Origin of the sequence: Pseudomonas sp. S4_EA_1b (genome assembly GCF_016307435.1) — a bacterium.
GTDB lineage: Bacteria > Pseudomonadota > Gammaproteobacteria > Pseudomonadales > Pseudomonadaceae > Aquipseudomonas > Aquipseudomonas rhodesiae.
Window position 1 is genome coordinate 14,702 of record NZ_JAEILC010000033.1, and the last position, 17,353, is coordinate 32,054.

Sequence of the window (17,353 nt, forward strand, 5' to 3'; positions counted from 1 at the left end):
TGCGCAGGCCGAAAATTATACGCTGGCTGATGGCACAGGGATGGCGGTGACTCGCCAGTCGTCGCCTACAGCGCGCATGTCAGTGATCTTGAGTTGGGGAGCGTCGGCCAGTTTCTCAAGCGGCCAGTCCAGCAAAGGGCGGGCGGCGGAGCCGAGGAACTTGCCGGCGACGAATATCACGTATTCGTCCACCAGGCCCTGCTGCGCAAACGCGCCGGCCAGACTTGGCCCTGCCTCCACCAGCACTTCGTTGACGCCCCTCGCAGCCAGCGCCACCAGCGCCGAACGCAGGTCGACCTGGCCGTCGACGCCCGGTACTACCAGGCATTCAGGGCCACGGGGAAACTGGTTTTCCGGGGTCACGCAGGTGATGACCAGTGCCGGGCCGGCCTTGAAGAACGGCGCATTGAGCGGCACCCGCAGGCGGCCGTCGATCAACACGCGCAACGGCGGGCGCGACATGGCCAAGGCGGTTGTGGCTTCATCGAGGCCCAGTTCGGCGGCACGCACGGTCAGCCGCGCGCCGTCGGCCAGCACCGTGTCGGCACCGGTCAAGACCACACTGGCCTCGGCACGCAGGCGCTGCACTGCGGCACGGGCGGCGGGGCCGGTGATCCATTGGCTTTCGCCGCTGGCCATCGCGGTGCGACCGTCCAGGCTCATCGCCAACTTGACCCGCACAAAAGGCAGACCGTGTTCCATACGCTTGAGAAAGCCGGGGTTCAGCGCTCGCGCCTGGCTCTCCAGCACGCCGCTGCGCACTTCGATCCCAGCCTGGGCCAGACGCTGCATGCCGCGCCCGGCGACTTCCGGATTGGGGTCCTGCATCCCGGCCACCACCCGTGCCACGCCAGCACTCACCAGCGCATCGGCGCATGGCGGCGTGCGGCCATGGTGGCTGCAAGGTTCGAGGGTCACGTACACCGTGGCGCCGCGCGCTTTATCGCCGGCGGCGCGCAGGGCATTGGGCTCTGCGTGGGGCTCGCCGGTGCGCTCATGCCAGCCTTCGCCGACAATCTGCCCATCGCGCACGATCACGCAGCCGACCCGTGGGTTGGGATGGGTGGTGTACACGCCCTTGCGCGCAAGCTCCAGGGCACGGGCCATGTAGTGGGCGTCGAGCACGGCCTGTTCGGCGGAAGGCGGGTTCATTGTTTGGCCGGCTCGCGGGCAAGGCGATCAATCTCTTCGCGGAACTCGTTGAGGTCCTGGAAGCGTCGGTACACCGAGGCGAAACGGATATAGGCGACTTCGTCGAGCTTTTGCAGCTCGCCCATCACCAGCTCGCCCACGACCAGGCTCTTAACCTCGCGCTCGCCGGTGGCACGCAATTTGTGCTTGATATGCGCCAGGGCCGCTTCCAGCCGCTCGACGCTCACCGGGCGTTTTTCCAGGGCACGCTGCATACCGGCGCGCAGTTTTTCTTCGTCGAAGGGTTGGCGGCTGCCGTCGGACTTGATCAGCCGTGGCAACACCAGTTCGGCGGTTTCGAAGGTGGTGAAACGTTCACCGCAGCCAGAGGCCAGGCATTCGCGCCGGCGACGTACTTGATCGCCCTCGGCGACCAGTCGCGAGTCGATGACCTTGGTGTCGTTGGCACCGCAGAAGGGACAGTGCATGGTGGCAGGCAACAAAAAATGGGAGGGCCATGGTAGCGCATCCCCGTGGCAAGACAAGCCATAGCCTTTACGGTATATAGGCTGACAATTATGTTTCTTCTCTTTTAAGCCACGGATTTTGTCCCTTCTGGAGCCGTACATGCAGTTACGACCTGTTGTTTTACTCGCGTTGTTCAGTGTTCTGGTCGCCTGCAGCAGCGAAGCCCCCAAGCCGAGCGCGCCCCAACCGACGCCCGCGCAGGAGAAAAAAGTCCCAGGGGTCGAAGACCTCGGCCCCCTGCCGGCCTACCAGCGTGAAATCAACGGCAGCCTGACCAACGTGCCCGCCGGCGCCGAGGTCGAGATGGCATTGCTGGTGATCGACGACCGCTCGCGCCCGCAACAATTACTGGCCAGCAGTGTGCTGACCGGCAACGGCAAACCCCTGGCCTTCCGCCTGCGATTCAACCCTGAAGCGTTCCCGGCCGGTGCGCGGGTCGAGTTGCGCGGTCGCGCCAGCCAATCCGGCCAGTTGATCCTGCACCTGCCCGCCGTGCGCATTACCCAGGCGATCACCCAGACCACCGGCCCCCTGCAACTCGTCAAAGCACCATGACGCCACCGCTGCACCTGCAGCGCGCCCTGAGTGCGCTGATCGGCGACGCGCACCTGGTGCCCTGCGCGCTGCCGGGCACCGACCTGTGGTTATGGCTGCTGGACGCGGACAACATGGACCGCGCCTTCAGCCAGGAAGAAACCCGGCGCATCCTGCATGAACCGCCCTACTGGAGTTTTTGCTGGGCCAGCGGCCTGGCGTTGGCCCGCTATCTGGCGGCGCACCCTGATTGGGTTGCGGGCAAGCGCGTGCTGGACTTCGGCGCTGGCTCCGGGGTGGCTGGCATCGCCGCCGTCAAAGCTGGCGCCCTGGAAGTGGTGGCCTGCGACCTTGACCCGCTGGCACTCGCGTCTTGTCGGGCGAATGCCGAACTCAACGGCGTCGAACTGGCTTATTCCGCCGATTTTTTCGCCGAAGCCGACCGCTTCGACCTGATCCTGGTGGCCGACGTGCTCTACGACCGCGCCAACCTGCCACTGCTGGATCACTTCCTCAGCCGTGGACGCGAAGCGTTGGTGGCCGATTCGCGCGTGCGGGACTTCCAACACCCCGCCTATCGACGCCTGGACATACTGGATGCCCTGACCCTGCCGGACCTGGCCGAGCCTTGGGAGTTTCGCAAGGTGAGCCTGTACCATTCGAAGCGTTAAACCCGCACGTTACAGATTTTCAGCAATAGATTGGTTAAGACAGCAAAAGCGGGTGCATGGAAAATGCCCTCCTTCGCAAGCGGCCTGGACCATCGATCTGCATGCTTTTCCAAACAGTTTCAATCATTGCTGAGCGCTCAACGCCCTTGCAAAAAATCGGGCGGCTACCTAACCTTTGCAGCAATACACCCGCCATGCCTCTGGTTGCCTTAGCAACCAAGCACAAATTGTGCGGGGTTTTTTTGCCCGGTATTTTTTGAGCATGAGGACATTCAGCAAACCCGCCATTGACGTTCGCGCCCAGCTTGAGCTGCTCAAGCACCGCGGGTTGAATGTTCAGGATGAGGTTCACGCAGAGTCTTTTTTGCAATCGGTCAGCTTCTTTAGGCTCAGCCCCTATATGCGACCGTTTCAGCAACCGGAGGATATCGATCATCGCTTTCGTGATGGCAGCCAGTTTCGTCAGTTAACGCGTCTCTACGACTTTGATCGACGGCTTCGCTTACTGACCATGGATGCCATCGAGAGAGTCGAAATCGCATCTCGTGCAGTCATCAGCAACCATATGGGGCCCGCCCATGGCAGTCATTGGTATATAGACCCACGAATGTTCCATCAGATGTTCGATCATCAGCGGCTGCTTACGACGCTGTCCTTCAAACAATCCACAGCCATGCGTGATTTTCAGCGCGAATGCGAGCGCATCGATAGATCCCGTGCGGACGACAGGAGAAAAGGCCTACTTAAACGCCAAAGAGCTAAAGAAAGCTACGCCCGCCACTACCCCGCCACCTACGCCCACGCACCTCTTATGCCTGGCTGGGCGATGTTGGAGGAACTGACACTGGGCGATTTATCCCATTTATATAAAGGCTTGGCGAAAGACGCGGACAAAAAGGCGATTGCCAGGCGTCTGGGAATTGCGGCTCCCCTGATGCAGTCTTGGCTGCACACCCTGACCACCATTCGAAACATATGCGCCCATCATTCACGGCTGTGGAACCGAGAATTAGGCATTCGTCCCGAACTGCCAAAGAAAGCCAACTTTTTATGGCCCAAACATCTCTTTCAGCCCGGGCCGCACACCCGCATTTTTGCAGCGCTATGCATTTTGAATCATCTGACACATCGAGTGAGCCCCGACAGCCACTGGGATCAACGCTTGCATCAACTGATTTGCGAATTTCCCGACGTTAGCCTTAATGCGATGGGCTTCCCTCTCAATTGGTATCAGGACCCTTTTTGGCATGCGCTTGAAAACTGAGCACCCTGCTGCTTCCGGTAGCTTTCGCCAGCCCTTATAGTTGCCCCCATTCCCGCTTTCTTCGAGACGCCCCATGAGTGAGCCCACCCCGTATATCTTCGACGCCACCACTGCCACCTTCGACCAGGCGGTAATCGAAAACTCATTCCACAAACCTGTACTCGTGGATTTCTGGGCCGAGTGGTGCGCGCCGTGCAAGGCGTTGATGCCGATGCTGGCGCAGATTGCCGAGAGTTATCAGGGCGAGTTGTTGTTGGCCAAGGTCGATTGCGATGCCGAGCAGGATATCGTCGCGCGCTTTGGTATCCGCAGCCTGCCGACCGTTGTGCTGTTCAAGGACGGTCAACCGGTGGACGGGTTTGCCGGGGCGCAGCCGGAATCGGCGGTGCGTGCGATGCTGGAGCCCCATGTGCAGATGCCACCGCCGGCCGCGGCGGACCCGTTGGAGCAGGCCCAGGCGTTGTTTGCCGAAGGGCGTATCAGCGATGCCGAAGCCGTATTGGTGGCGCTGCTGGGCGAGGACAACACCAACGCCGGTGCGCTGATCCTCTACGCGCGCTGCCTGGCCGAACGCGGTGAGTTGGGCGAAGCCCAGACCGTGCTGGATGCGGTAAAAAGCGACGATCACAAAGCCGCCCTCGCCGGCGCCAAGGCGCAAATCACCTTTCTGCGCCAAGCCGCCGACCTGCCGGACGCCGCCGAGCTGAAAAGCCGTCTGGCCCAGAACCCGCAGGATGATGAAGCGGCGTATCAACTGACGATCCAGCAATTGGCCCGCCAGCAATACGAGGCGGCGCTGGAAGGTCTACTCAAATTGTTCATCCGCAACCGCAGCTACAACGAAGGCTTGCCGCACAAGACCTTGCTGCAAGTGTTCGAACTGCTGGGCAACGATCACCCGCTGGTGACGGCGTACCGCCGCAAGCTGTTTGCCGCGCTGTACTAATCGCCGACCCAACGGTACAGCGGCGTATCCCCGCCGCTGGCCACTTTGACCTTGGCGCTGTGGCGCAGGCGCACCAGCAGACGCTTGCCCGCCGCCGCGTCGCCGGCCAGCCCTTCCAACTGATCGAGCAGTTCCAGGCCGCTGAGTTGGCCCGCATTGCGCAATAGGTCCTGGGCGCCCTGCCATAGGTCATCGTTGGGCTTCGCCGCGGCTGCCGGTGCAGCGCTGGCTGGGGCCACTGGCGCGGTCTGAAATTGCGCGCCCAGGCGGGCCCAATCGCCGTCGTCCATCTCTACCGTCAAGTCCACCGGCAGGTCGCCGATGGTTCCACGAATTCGCAACATCGTCCCTACTCCGCAGTTTTTCTGACCGGCATGCTCCCATGTGGCTTGCACAACGCCAAGCGGGCGGTCAAACTCTCGCCACTATTGTTATAAGATCACATAACAAAACTTTCATCTCCGGGAGCTTTTCCATGCGCCGTCTGTTGCTTGCCTTGCCGTTTGCCCTGCTGCCACTGGCCGTTGCTCAGGCTCATGAGGACCATGACCACGAACACGGTAGCCTCGGTGCCCACGAACACGGCGTCGCTCGCCTCAACGCGGTGCTCGACGGCCAGGCCTTGGAGCTTGAGCTGGACAGCCCGGCGATGAACCTGGTGGGGTTCGAGCACATGGCCAGCAGCGCCGCCGATAAAGCCAAAGTCGCCGCCGCGCGCAAGCAACTGGAAAACCCTGTTGCCCTCTTCAACCTGCCCACGGCCGCCGGTTGCAAAGTCAGCTCCCAGGAACTCAACAGCCCGCTGTTCGGTGACAAGCCCGAAGCCGATCACGACGACGATGATGACGCCACCGACGGCAAAGGCGCAGCCGCCCATGAGCATCATCACGACCACAGCGAGATCCACGCTCACTATCAATTCACCTGCGCAACACCGAGCGCCCTGAGCAATCTGGACCTGACCCAAGTGTTCAAGACCTTTCCCGCCACCCAGAAAATTCAGGTACAACTGATCGGCCCGAGCGGCCAGCAAGGCGTTGATGCGACGGCCACCGCAGCCACTTTGAAGTTCTGAGTGCCCATGACCCACCCATTGATCGAACTGTCCGACCTGGGCTTTAGCTGGCCCGGTCATCCTCAGTTGCTGGATATCCCCGCCTTTCGTCTGGAGCGCGGGGAAACCCTGTTTCTCAAAGGCCCCAGCGGCAGCGGTAAAACCACGTTGCTGGGCTTACTGGGTGGCGTGCAGAAGCCCGGCCGAGGCAGCATCCGCCTGCTCGGCCAGGAACTCACCGCGCTGTCGGCGGGTGCCCGGGATCGCTTCCGTGTTGACCACACCGGCTATATCTTCCAGCAGTTCAACCTGTTGCCGTTCCTGTCGGTGCGCGAGAACGTCGAGCTGCCTTGCCACTTTTCCAAGCTGCGCGCGCAACGCGCGGTCCAGCGTCACGGCAGCGTCGACCAGGCAGCCGCTACTCTGCTCGCGCACTTGGGGTTGAAAGACAAGGATCTGCTGGAGCGCCGCGCCGACTCGCTGTCCATCGGCCAGCAACAACGGGTGGCCGCCGCCCGTGCGCTGATCGGTCAACCGGAACTGGTGATCGCCGACGAACCCACCTCGGCCCTGGACTACGACGCCCGCGAAGCCTTTATCCAACTGCTGTTCGCCGAGTGCCGCGACGCCGGTGCCAGCCTGTTGTTCGTCAGCCATGACCAGAGCCTGGCGCCGCTGTTCGACCGTCATTTGTCGCTGGCCGAACTCAATCGCGCCGCCACGCCCGCAGAGGTTAGAGGTTTGAGATGTATCTGTTCCGTCTAGCCATGGCCAGCCTGGCGAACCGCCGCTTCACCGCGATCCTCACCGCCTTCGCCATCGCTTTGTCGGTGTGCCTGTTGTTGGCCGTGGAGCGGGTGCGCGTCGAGGCCCGCAATAGTTTTGCCAGCACCATCAGCGGCACCGACCTGATCGTCGGCGCGCGCTCGGGCTCGGTGAACCTGCTGCTGTACTCGGTGTTCCGCATTGGCAACGCCACCAACAACATCCGCTGGGACAGCTTCGAGCATTTCGCCGCCAGCCCTCAGGTGAAATGGGCGATTCCGATTTCCCTCGGCGACTCCCACCGCGGCTACCGCGTGATGGGCACCAACGCTTCTTACTTCGAGCACTACCAGTACGGCCGCAAGCAGAACCTCGAACTGGCCAGCGGCCGCGCCTTTGCCAGCGACCCGTTCGAAGTGGTGCTCGGCGCCGAAGTGGCCGATGCGCTGCACTATAAACTCGGCGACAAACTGGTGCTGGCCCACGGCGTAGCGGTGGTCAGCCTGGTGAAGCACGATGACAAGCCGTTCACCGTGGTCGGTATTCTCAAACGCACCGGCACGCCGGTGGACCGCACGCTGCATATCAGCCTCGGCGGCATGGAAGCGATCCACATCGACTGGCACAACGGCGTCCCCGCCCAAGGCAAAGGCCGGATCAGCGCGGACCAGGCGCGCAACATGGACCTTACGCCGCAGGCCATCACCGCTTTTATGCTGGGCCTGAACAACAAGATTTCCACCTTCGCCCTGCAACGGGAGATCAACGAATTTCGCGGCGAGCCGATGCTGGCGATCCTGCCGGGCGTGGCGTTGCAAGAGCTGTGGAGCATGATGGGCACCGCCGAAAAAGCGCTGTTTGTAATCTCGCTGTTCGTGGTGCTGACCGGCCTGATCGGCATGCTCACGGCGATCCTCACCAGCCTCAACGAGCGCCGCCGCGAGATGGCGATTTTGCGCTCGGTGGGTGCGCGACCGTGGCACATCGCGACGCTGCTGATCTTCGAAGCCTTCGCCCTGGCGCTGTCAGGAGTAACCGCGGGCGTTGGTTTGCTCTATGTGTGCATCGCCGCATCGCGCGGTTACTTGCAGGCCAATTACGGCCTGGACCTGCCGATGTCATGGCCGAGCGAATATGAATGGACCCTGCTCGCCGGTATCCTGGCCGCCGCGCTGTTGATGGGCAGCGTGCCCGCGTGGCGCGCCTATCGACAATCCCTGGCCGACGGCCTGTCCATTCGTTTATGAGGAAGGTTTCGATGCGCCGTGCCCTGTTTGCCCTGTTGCTCGTGCTGGCCGTGCCGACCTGGGCCGATGAGCCGCCCAGGGATCTGTCCTGGCAGGAAATGATTCCGCCGGACGCGCCGCCGGAAGTGCCCAATATGAAGCCGCTGCACGACCTGTCGAAAATGGCCGATGCCTTGTCCGTGGAAGCGGCGCCAGCGGCCAAGCAGGACTTGCCCAATGCGCCGGTGGTCAAGAGCCTAGACGGCCAGCATATTCGTCTGCCGGGTTATATCGTGCCGTTGGAAGTCAGCGAGGAAGGCCGCACCACCGAGTTTCTGCTGGTGCCGTACTTTGGCGCGTGCATCCATGTGCCGCCGCCGCCGTCGAACCAGATCGTGCATGTCAAAAGCGAAATCGGTGTGAAGCTCGATGAGCTGTACCAGCCGTACTGGATCGAGGGCGCGATGCAGGTCAAGCCGTCCACCAGTGAGCTGGCCGACGCCGGTTACCAGATGGACGCCGAGAAAATTTATATGTACGAACTACCCGAATAGCGCTTATTGCCCTTTCATTGAGCTGAGTCAAAAGACCGAACGGAACGATCTTTACCATTGGACCTACAACTTTTTTAACGTCCTTTGGAGCTCCCATGAACAAGTCTCTGCTCGGCGCGTCCCTCTTCGCGCTCGCCCTCGTCGCCCCTGCCGCCCACGCTCACGAAGCTGGTGACATTCTGGTTCGCGCCGGTGCAATCACCGTGAACCCGAAAGCCGACAGCGGCAGCGTCAAGGTTGACCAGGGCCCTCTGGCCGGCGCCAACCTCGGCGGCAAGGCGACCATGAGCAGCGACACTCAACTGGGCTTGAACTTCGCCTACATGGTCACCGACCACGTCGGTATCGAACTGCTGGCTGCTACCCCGTTCGAGCACGATGTGAAGATCAAGAACACCGCCCTCGGCGCCGCGAACGGCAAGCTCGGTACCCTTAAGCACCTGCCGCCGACCCTGAGCGTCGTGTACTACCCGCTGGATAAAAAATCCGCGTTCCAACCGTACGTCGGTGCCGGTATCAACTACACCTGGATCTACGACGAACACGTCGGCAGCCGTGCCGAGAGCGCAGGCTTCAGCAACTTCAAAGCAGAAAACTCCTGGGGCTGGGCCGCGCAGATCGGTGCGGATTACATGATCAACGACAAGTGGATGATCAACGCCCAGGCGCGCTACATCGACATCAGCACCAAAGCCACCGTGGACAACAACGCTGTGGCCGCCGGCACTCGCGCCAAGGTCAATGTGGACGTGGACCCAATGGTCTACATGGTGGGTATCGGCTACAAGTTCTAAGCCTGCTCTAACCAGCGCTGCATAACCCATGTGGAAGGGGGCTTGCCCCCGATAGCAAAGTGTCAGTCAACAGGTTCATTGACTGGCCCAGCGCTATCGGGGGCAAGCCCCCTCTCACATTCAGCTGCGGCGGTAGAAACGGTCCAGCAAGGCCGGCAACGCCGCCCGCCATGCCCGTGGCTTGATGCCGAAGGTGTGCAGGATTTTCTTGCAGGCGAGCACGCCGTGCTGCGGTTCTTCGTTGGCGTCCGGCCGGGCGGCGTGGGCCTGGGCGGTGGGTGATTCGATGGCCAGCGGATGATAGCCGCGGGCTTCGGTGAGGATCGCCTGGCCCAGCGCCAACGGCGTGGTCGCCTCCTGGCCGGCATAGTGATAGGTGCCCCACAGCGGCGCGGCGCAATCGAGTTGCTTGAGCACCGAAATGATCACCCGTGCGGCGTCGTCCACCGGCGTCGGGTTGCCGCGCCGGTCATCGGCCATCAACAATGGCTCCGCTCGTTCGGCCCGTTCCAGAAAACGCCCGAGGGTGCCGTCGACGCTGTCATCCAGCAACCAGCCAAACCGCAGCAACACATGTTGCGGGCACGCCGCACGCACACTCTGTTCGATACGCCACAACGCCTGGCCACGTAGGCCCAGAGGCACCGGCTCATCTTTTTCGCTGTAGGCGGTGGCGCGGGAGCCATCGAACACACGGTAGCTGGACGGTTGCAGCAAGGTGATCGAATGGTGCTGGCACAGTTCGGCCAGGCGTTCGATGGCGAACTCCTGGGCGGCCAGGCGCGTTTCGCTGACCGCTTCGGCCTGGAACCAGTCGAAATAGTAGGCGAGGTTGATCAACGCATCGGGACGGGTGTCGTCGAGCAGTTGGGTGAGGCTCGCGGCATCCCAGCCGTCTTGGGGCGGTTTGGGGGCGAGGAAACCGATATCTTCCTCCGCACCGAGGCGAATCAGCGCCTGCCCGAGGGCATTCCCGCCGCCCAGTAACATAAGGCGCATTCGCATAGATTGAGCAGGCCCGGTCTGTTTGGAACGATGGTGGTTGTCGACAAGGCTGTGGGCCGTGCCGTGGATAGTTGCCAGAATCGTTGCATTTTGCGGGTTTGTAGCGCAACCGTCACGGATAAAGTACGGGTTTGCAACTTGTTGGAACTGCCAGTATCAATCACTCCATGAACGTATCTGATTCAACCGACACGGTCCTGAACGGTTTCCACCCCGCCGTCAGCGCCTGGTTCCGCAGCAGCTTCCCCTCGGTGACCGCTGCCCAGGCCCAGGCGTGGCCGCTGATCGGCCAGCGCCGCTCGACTTTGATCGCCGCGCCCACCGGTTCGGGCAAGACCCTGACGGCGTTTCTGGCGGTGCTCGATGACTTGGTCCACCAGGGGCTGGCCAACGGCGGCGAACTGCCGGATGAAACCCTGGTGGTGTATGTGTCGCCCCTCAAGGCGCTGTCCAACGACATCCAGATCAACCTGCAAACCCCGCTGGCGGGCATCACCCACCATTTGCAGCAACAGGGCTTGCCACCGCTGGCGATCCGCACCGCCGTGCGCACCGGCGACACGCCGCAAAAAGACCGCGCACAGATGCGCAAACGCCCGCCGCATATCCTGGTGACCACCCCGGAATCACTCTACGTGCTGCTGGGCTCGGACTCCGGCCGGCAGATGCTCGCCACCACGCGCACGGTGATCGTCGATGAAATCCACGCCATCGCCGCCGGCAAGCGCGGCAGCCACCTGGCCCTGAGCCTGGAGCGTCTGCAAGGCTTGTGCGGCGAACCGCTGATGCGCATCGGCTTGTCGGCCACGCAAAAGCCCATCGAGGCGGTGTCGCGCTTTTTGGTGGGCACGGGCCGGCCCTGCGCCATTGTCGACATCGGCCACGCGCGCCCCCGCGACCTGGACATCGAAGTGCCGCCGGTGCCGCTGTCAGCGGTGATGGCCAACGATGTCTGGGAGCTGGTCTACAACCGCCTCGCCGATCTAGCGCGCGAGCACCGCACCACGCTGATTTTCGTCAACACCCGGCGTCTGGCCGAGCGCCTGGCCCGGCATCTGAGCGAGCGCCTGGGCAAAACCGCAGTGGCCGCCCACCACGGCAGCCTGGCCAAAGAGATGCGCCTGGATGCCGAGCAACGCCTCAAGGCCGGCGAGCTGCAAGTGCTGATCGCCACCGCCTCCCTGGAGCTGGGGATCGATATCGGCGACGTCGACCTGGTGTGCCAGATCGGTTCGCCCGGGTCCATCAACGGGTTTCTGCAACGGGTCGGGCGCTCCGGCCACCATGTGGGCGGCACACCCAAGGGCCGTTTGTTCGCCCTCACCCGCGATGATTTGATTGAGTGCGCCGCCCTGCTCGACTGCGTGCGCCGAGGTGAGCTGGACACGCTGCACATCCCCGTCGCACCGCTGGATGTGCTGGCGCAACAGATCATCGCCGAGGTCAGCGCCCAGGAGTGGTCGGAACACGCCCTGCTGGCGCTGATCCACCGCGCCGCGCCTTATGCCGAGCTGGATGAGCGTCACTACCAGGCGCTGCTGCACATGCTCGCCGACGGCTATAACGGGCGCCAGGGCATCCGCAGCGCCTACCTGCACCGCGATGCAGTGACCCACACCCTGCGCGGCCGACGTGGCGCACGGCTGACCGCTGTGACCAGCGGCGGCACGATCCCGGATAACGCCGACTACAGCGTCTTGCTCGAACCCCAGTGCTTGAACATTGGCAGCGTCAACGAGGATTTCGCGGTGGAAAGCATCGCCGGGGATATCTTCCAACTGGGCAATACCTCCTACCGCATCCTGCGGGTCGACGCCGGCAAGGTGCGGGTGGAAGACGCCCACGGCCAACCGCCGACCATTCCGTTCTGGCTGGGCGAAGCGCCAGGGCGCAGCCATGAGTTGTCGGCCGCTGTGGCGCGTTTGCAGGGGCATTTGGATAGCCTGCTCGGCGCCACTCCCGGCGACTTGAGCACGGCCTCGACCTGGCTCACCCAGACCTTGGGCCTGAACCGCGCCAGCGCCGAGCAGATCCTCGATTACCTGGCCCGCGCGCGCCAGGCCTTGAGCGCGCTACCGTCCCAGGACACGCTGATCATGGAGCGGTTTTTCGACGCCTCCGGCGGCACCCAATTGATCATCCACACGCCCTTCGGCAGCCGCATCAACCGCGCCTGGGGCTTGGCCCTGCGCAAACGCTTTTGCCGCACCTTCAACTTCGAACTGCAGGCGGCGGCCAGTGAAAATGCGATCGTGCTGTCGCTGTCCACCAGCCACAGTTTCCCGCTAGACGAAGTATGGCGTTACCTCAACAGCCAGACTGCCGAACACCTGCTGATCCAGGCCGTGCTCGACGCGCCGCTGTTCGGCGTGCGCTGGCGCTGGAACGCCGGCGTGGCCCTGGCGTTGCCGCGCTACACCGGCGGGCGCAAGGTGGCGCCGCAGATCCAGCGCATGAAAAGCGAAGACCTGATCGCCAGCGTGTTCCCCGACCAGATCGCCTGCCTGGAAAACCTCGCCGGCGAGCGTGAAGTGCCGGAACACCCGCTGGTGGAACAAACCCTCGATGATTGCCTGCACGACGCCATGGACAGCGCCGGTTGGCTTGCCCTGTTGCGGCGTATGGAAAGCGGCCAAGTGCGCTTGATCAGCCGCGATCTGCCGGCGCCTTCGCCCATGGCCGCAGAAATTCTCAGCGCACGCCCCTACACCTTTCTGGATGACGCGCCGCTGGAGGAGCGACGTACCCAAGCCGTGCTGAACCGCCGCTGGAGCGATCCGCAGAGCACCGACGACCTGGGTGCTCTGGATGCAGAAGCCATCGCTGGCGTACGCGAAGAAGCCTGGCCGGCGCCTCAAGGCGTGGATGAGATGCACGAAGCGCTGATGAGCCTGGGCGGCATCGCCCCCAGCGAAATCACGCCAACCTGGGCCACGTGGCTGCAAGCGCTGGCCAAAACCGGGCGCGCCCATTGTTTACCCAACGGTCTGTGGGTGGCGGTGGAGCGCCTGAATATCTGGCAGGCGATCATTCCCCACCACTTGGCGCTGCTGCCCGGTTTCGATGAGCCCTGGATTCCTGAGGACGCCCTCGCGGAAATACTGCGCGCACGGCTCAGTGGGTTCGGCCCGCAGACCCTGGCCGAGATCGCCGCGCCCCTGGCCTTGCCGGCCACCGACATCGCTCAGGCCCTGGCTCGGCTGGAACAGGAAGGCTACGTGCTGCGCGGCCACTTCAGCCCCGGGGCCGACGGCGAACAATGGTGCGAACGGCACCTGCTGGCGCGCATCCATCGCTACACCGTCAAGCGTCTGCGCCGGGAAATCGAACCGGTGGCGCTGCAAGACTTCATGCGGTTTCTGTTCGATTGGCAGCACTTGTCCGATGAAACCCGTGGCCAAGGCAGCGCCATGCTGGCGCAGATCGTCGGGCAATTCGAAGGCTATGCCGCCGCCGCGTCAGCGTGGGACAGCGATCTACTCAGCGTTCGACTCAAGGATTACTCGCCGACTTGGCTCGATGAGCTATGCCGCAGCGGCAAATGGGTCTGGATGCGCCTGACCGACAAACACAGCGCCAGCGCCCAACGCAGCACGCCGGTGGTGGTACTGCCGCGCAGCCAGGTGGGCATGTGGAGCGGCCTGACCGATGCGGCCGACAGCAGCACGCTGTCGCCCAAGGCGCAGAAAGTCCACGGAGCGTTGCGTGAACACGGCGCGCTGTTTTTCGACGAGCTGGTGCACGAAGCTCGTCTCTTGCGCAGCGAGCTGGAAACCGCGCTGCTGGAACTGGTCGGTGCCGGTTTGGTGAATGCCGACAGTTTTGCCGGCCTGCGCGCACTGACCACCCCCGCCAGCAAACGCCAGGCGCGCAGCAGCCGACGCGGACGCGGGGCGTTTATCGGCGGCATGGACGATGCGGGGCGCTGGGCGCTGATCCGTCGCCCTCCGAGCGCCGCCGGCCCGCACTCGGCCGAAACCCTGGAGCATGTGGCAATGACCCTGCTGCGTCGCTACGGCGTGGTGTTCTGGCGCTTGCTGGAACGCGAGGCCGATTGGCTCCCAAGCTGGCGCGAACTGCTGCGCACCTTCCACCGCCTGGAGGCCCGAGGGGAGATTCGCGGCGGACGATTTGTCAGCGGTCTGGCAGGTGAACAATTTGCCTTGCCGGAAGCCATCCCATTACTGCGCGAAGTGCGGCGTCGGCCCCATGACGGGCGCCTGGTGGCCGTGTGCGGTGCGGACCCGTTGAACCTGGTGGGGACGTTATTGCCGGGCAATAAAGTGCCGGCGGTGAGTGGCAATCGCATCGTGTATCGCGACGGGCTGCCGGCAGCGGTGAGGGTCGGCAGCAAGCAGCAATTGCTGGTGGAGGAAGATCAGCTGGCGGTGCAGGAGAAGTTGATCAGGCTGTGAGTGTTAGGGCCCTATCGGGGGCAAGCCCCCTCCCACATTTTGGCCGCCATTGTGGGAGGGGCTTGCCCCTGATGAGGGCCCTAACACACACCATCAAACAACCGGCGCCTCAGCATCTGGTTCATCCAACAAACAACCGGCGCCTCAGCATCCAGCGCATCCAGTGAGGGGCGGCAGCAAGCAGCAATTGCTGGTGGAGGAAGATCAGCTGGCGGTGCAGGAGAAGTTGATCAGGCTGTGAGTGTTAGGGCCCTATCGGGGGCAAGNNTGCCCCCGATGAGGCCCTAACAAACACCATCAAGCAACCGGCGCCTCAGCATCCGGCGCATCCAGTTGCACCCTACGATTGGGCAGCAACACCTGCTGTGGATAAGTCTGCGCAAAGTGCACCTCATCACAGTTATCCACAAGCTTTTTCAAGCGCTGGTTGAACGCGCGGCTTACCGCATACTGCCCGCCCGACACGGTGCGAAATTGCGCGGTCAGCACCACGCCGTTGAGGTCCATTTTGTCGACGCCAAACACTTCCAGCGGGCCTTGCAGGTTGTATTTGAGGAATACGTCGTCGCGGATCGACTGCCCCGCCTCGCGGATCAGCTCCACGGCCTTGTCCACATCGGTGTCGTAGGTGAACTGCACCGAGAAAAACGCATAGGCGAATTGCCGCGATTGGTTGGTCACCGCCTTGATCTGCCCGAACGGCACCGAATGCACAAAGCCCTTGCCGTCGCGCAGGCGCAGGGTGCGGATGGTCAGGCCCTCGACGGTGCCGGCATGGCCGGAGTCGAGCACCACCCAATCGCCGATCGACAGCGTGTCTTCGATGATGATGAACAGGCCGGTGATCACATCCTGCACCAACTGCTGGGAACCAAAACCAATCGCCAGACCGACCACACCGGCACCCGCCAGCAGCGGCGCGACGTTGATGCCAAGGTTGGCCATAGTGGTGATCGCGCAGATCACCACCAGAATGATCTTCACCGCATTGCGCAGCAGCGGCAGGATGGTTTTGACCCGTGTGCTGGGTTGGCGGCTGGAGCGTTTGTTTACCGGCGGCTTGAGCGCTTCCTGGATCGCCGTGTCGAGCACCACCCAAAACAGCCATGTCACCAGCAGGATCAGGCCGATGCTGCTTAGGGAGTCACTGATCGCCCGGCCCACCGAATTGCGTTGGGCGAATTCAAACAGCGACACGCCCCAGATGCGCCCAAGAATCTCGATAAAGGCAATCGCCATAACGATACGCAGGACCGCATGCAGCAGGCTGAGGAAACGTTCCTTGTAGGCGCTGCTGCGCTGGATTGCCACCTGGCTGCGGGACTTGAACAGGTGTTGCAGCACCGTGCTGAGAAACACCGTGCCGATCAACAAAATGGTGGTGAACAGCGCGCAACGCAGGGCTTTCTGGTTATCGTCGCCGGCACCGATCAGGTTGATCGCCGAGACCAACACCATCAACAGGATTGGCCAGTACCACAATCCGGAAAACACCCGCAGCGACTGCTGCAACGCCGGATGCTTGAGGCGCTGGGCCAGCGGCCGATTCCGGATCAGATGCGCCACCGGCCGGCGCAGGCGCACCACCAGCACGCCAAAAATCACCGCCGCGAACAGGCCGGTGAACACCGCGATACTGCTGGTGATATTGCCGCCGAACTGCCGTGCGATCTGTGGGCTGGTCAGTGCATCGCTGAGCGCGGCGAGAAAACCGATCAGGAACAGCGGCTTTGGGCAGTACTCGCGAATGATCTGCACCGCGCGCCGCTTATGCCCGAGGTTGAACATGACGATCACGCACAGCAGTACCGAGGTAGAGAAGATGCCGCTGCTGGTCGCGTAGGCAAAACACAGCGCCAGCGCGCGACCAATAGACGGGGAAAGAAAATGGCTGACGTACAGGGTCAGCGGCAGACAGATCAGCGCCGGAATCGTATAGGGCACGACATAACTGAGCACACCCAACAGGCGCTCCCGCCGCTCGAAGAAAGAACGCTGGCCAAGACGCCGCACGATCAGCCGACCGAGTAAGGTCAACAGGGTAAAGGCGCCGATCCACACACCGGACAGCAGCAGAAAGTCCCCGGCGACGCTCCACGGCGAACGTTGCGCGGTCTGGTTGACCAGGCGCCCGACTTCATCGGCAGCGCGGTCCGCGCGCAAGCGCCAGGCATCGATAAGGTTCTGATTGAGATCGAGCTTGTCCTGCACCTCATCGAGGCTGGAGCTGATCGCGCCGAGAAGGCCGCCCTCCACCAGCAATTCCGGCTTGGCCGGGGCTTCGGTTTCAGGCGCGGTAGCCGCGGCGTGCAATGCGCCGCTGCCACACAACAGCAGCGCACCAAGCAGTAATGCAGTCTTTGAATTCAGCAAAACACCGGGCTCCTTCGCGTAGGTCTGTAAGGAACTGACGGGTTTGCTTCCTGATCGTTCCCGAGAATGTGCCGTCTGTAGGAATCGCGAAAC

General features: G+C 62.8%; 16 protein-coding genes. 10 read left to right on the forward strand and 6 right to left on the reverse strand.

Annotated features, from left to right (window positions below; translation table 11 throughout):
* Window positions 1-15: 15 nt before the first annotated feature.
* Together ribD and nrdR are read right to left on the reverse strand one after the other, a co-directional pair.
* Entirely contained in the window at window positions 16-1,152 is a 1,137-nt protein-coding gene (gene ribD, locus YA0848_RS10790; protein ID WP_034115244.1) for a bifunctional diaminohydroxyphosphoribosylaminopyrimidine deaminase/5-amino-6-(5-phosphoribosylamino)uracil reductase RibD, read from the reverse strand.
* The gene (gene nrdR, locus YA0848_RS10795) at window positions 1,149-1,619 is read right to left on the reverse strand and encodes a transcriptional regulator NrdR (RefSeq protein ID WP_034100969.1); all 471 of its coding nucleotides are present in this window, start codon (window positions 1,617-1,619) and stop codon (window positions 1,149-1,151) included. The genes ribD and nrdR overlap by 4 nt, the downstream gene beginning before the upstream one ends.
* A gap of 139 nt (window positions 1,620-1,758) precedes the next feature.
* On the opposite strand from nrdR, the gene YA0848_RS10800 reads away from it, so the two are divergent.
* The gene (locus YA0848_RS10800; protein WP_034100970.1) at window positions 1,759-2,214 is read left to right on the forward strand and encodes a YbaY family lipoprotein; all 456 of its coding nucleotides are present in this window, start codon (window positions 1,759-1,761) and stop codon (window positions 2,212-2,214) included.
* Entirely contained in the window at window positions 2,211-2,864 is a 654-nt protein-coding gene (locus YA0848_RS10805) for a class I SAM-dependent methyltransferase (RefSeq protein WP_034100971.1), read from the forward strand. The genes YA0848_RS10800 and YA0848_RS10805 overlap by 4 nt, the downstream gene beginning before the upstream one ends.
* A gap of 34 nt (window positions 2,865-2,898) precedes the next feature.
* On the opposite strand, the gene YA0848_RS10810 is transcribed toward YA0848_RS10805, so the two are convergent.
* Window positions 2,899-3,216 carry a hypothetical protein gene (locus tag YA0848_RS10810; RefSeq protein WP_169903372.1) on the reverse strand — a complete coding sequence of 106 codons (318 nt, stop codon included), beginning with the start codon at window positions 3,214-3,216 and terminating at the stop codon, window positions 2,899-2,901.
* A 12-nt stretch (window positions 3,217-3,228) separates the two neighbouring features.
* Here YA0848_RS10810 and YA0848_RS10815 point away from each other — a divergent pair, with 12 nt between their 5' ends.
* A complete protein-coding gene (locus YA0848_RS10815) occupies window positions 3,229-4,128 on the forward strand; it encodes an Abi family protein (RefSeq protein WP_332873552.1) in 900 nt (299 codons plus the stop codon).
* Between the two features lie 73 nt (window positions 4,129-4,201).
* Window positions 4,202-5,074, forward strand: coding sequence for a thioredoxin (gene trxA, locus YA0848_RS10820; RefSeq protein ID WP_034115246.1), 873 nt, complete (start codon window positions 4,202-4,204; stop codon window positions 5,072-5,074).
* On the opposite strand, the gene YA0848_RS10825 is transcribed toward trxA, so the two are convergent.
* Window positions 5,071-5,418: a hypothetical protein gene (locus YA0848_RS10825; RefSeq protein WP_034100973.1), complete on the reverse strand. Its 348-nt coding sequence runs from the start codon at window positions 5,416-5,418 to the stop codon at window positions 5,071-5,073. The genes trxA and YA0848_RS10825 overlap by 4 nt on opposite strands.
* Window positions 5,419-5,549: 131 nt before the next feature.
* On the opposite strand from YA0848_RS10825, the gene YA0848_RS10830 reads away from it, so the two are divergent.
* The 5 genes from YA0848_RS10830 (at window position 5,550) to YA0848_RS10850 (ending at window position 9,467) form a co-directional block, all read left to right on the forward strand.
* On the forward strand, window positions 5,550-6,149 hold the full coding sequence (locus YA0848_RS10830) for a DUF2796 domain-containing protein (protein WP_034115247.1): 600 nt from the start codon (window positions 5,550-5,552) through the stop codon (window positions 6,147-6,149).
* Window positions 6,150-6,155: 6 nt separating this feature from the next.
* Window positions 6,156-6,893 (forward strand): ABC transporter ATP-binding protein, encoded by a 738-nt coding sequence (locus YA0848_RS10835; protein WP_169903378.1) that lies wholly within the window; start codon window positions 6,156-6,158, stop codon window positions 6,891-6,893.
* Window positions 6,875-8,140 (forward strand): ABC transporter permease, encoded by a 1,266-nt coding sequence (locus tag YA0848_RS10840; protein WP_034100976.1) that lies wholly within the window; start codon window positions 6,875-6,877, stop codon window positions 8,138-8,140. Before YA0848_RS10835 ends, YA0848_RS10840 begins: the two co-directional genes overlap by 19 nt.
* 11 nt (window positions 8,141-8,151) lie before the next feature.
* Entirely contained in the window at window positions 8,152-8,673 is a 522-nt protein-coding gene (locus YA0848_RS10845) for a DUF3299 domain-containing protein (protein ID WP_034100977.1), read from the forward strand.
* Window positions 8,674-8,768: 95 nt separating this feature from the next.
* On the forward strand, window positions 8,769-9,467 hold the full coding sequence (locus YA0848_RS10850; protein WP_034100978.1) for an OmpW/AlkL family protein: 699 nt from the start codon (window positions 8,769-8,771) through the stop codon (window positions 9,465-9,467).
* Between the two features lie 120 nt (window positions 9,468-9,587).
* On the opposite strand, the gene YA0848_RS10855 is transcribed toward YA0848_RS10850, so the two are convergent.
* Window positions 9,588-10,472, reverse strand: coding sequence for a sugar nucleotide-binding protein (locus tag YA0848_RS10855; RefSeq protein WP_040265596.1), 885 nt, complete (start codon window positions 10,470-10,472; stop codon window positions 9,588-9,590).
* 167 nt (window positions 10,473-10,639) lie between these two features.
* On the opposite strand from YA0848_RS10855, the gene YA0848_RS10860 reads away from it, so the two are divergent.
* Window positions 10,640-14,887 (forward strand): Lhr family helicase, encoded by a 4,248-nt coding sequence (locus tag YA0848_RS10860; RefSeq protein ID WP_169903377.1) that lies wholly within the window; start codon window positions 10,640-10,642, stop codon window positions 14,885-14,887.
* Window positions 14,888-15,184: 297 nt separating this feature from the next.
* On the opposite strand, the gene YA0848_RS10865 is transcribed toward YA0848_RS10860, so the two are convergent.
* Window positions 15,185-17,260 carry a mechanosensitive ion channel family protein gene (locus YA0848_RS10865; RefSeq protein ID WP_169903376.1) on the reverse strand — a complete coding sequence of 692 codons (2,076 nt, stop codon included), beginning with the start codon at window positions 17,258-17,260 and terminating at the stop codon, window positions 15,185-15,187.
* Between the last annotated feature and the right edge of the window lie 93 nt (window positions 17,261-17,353).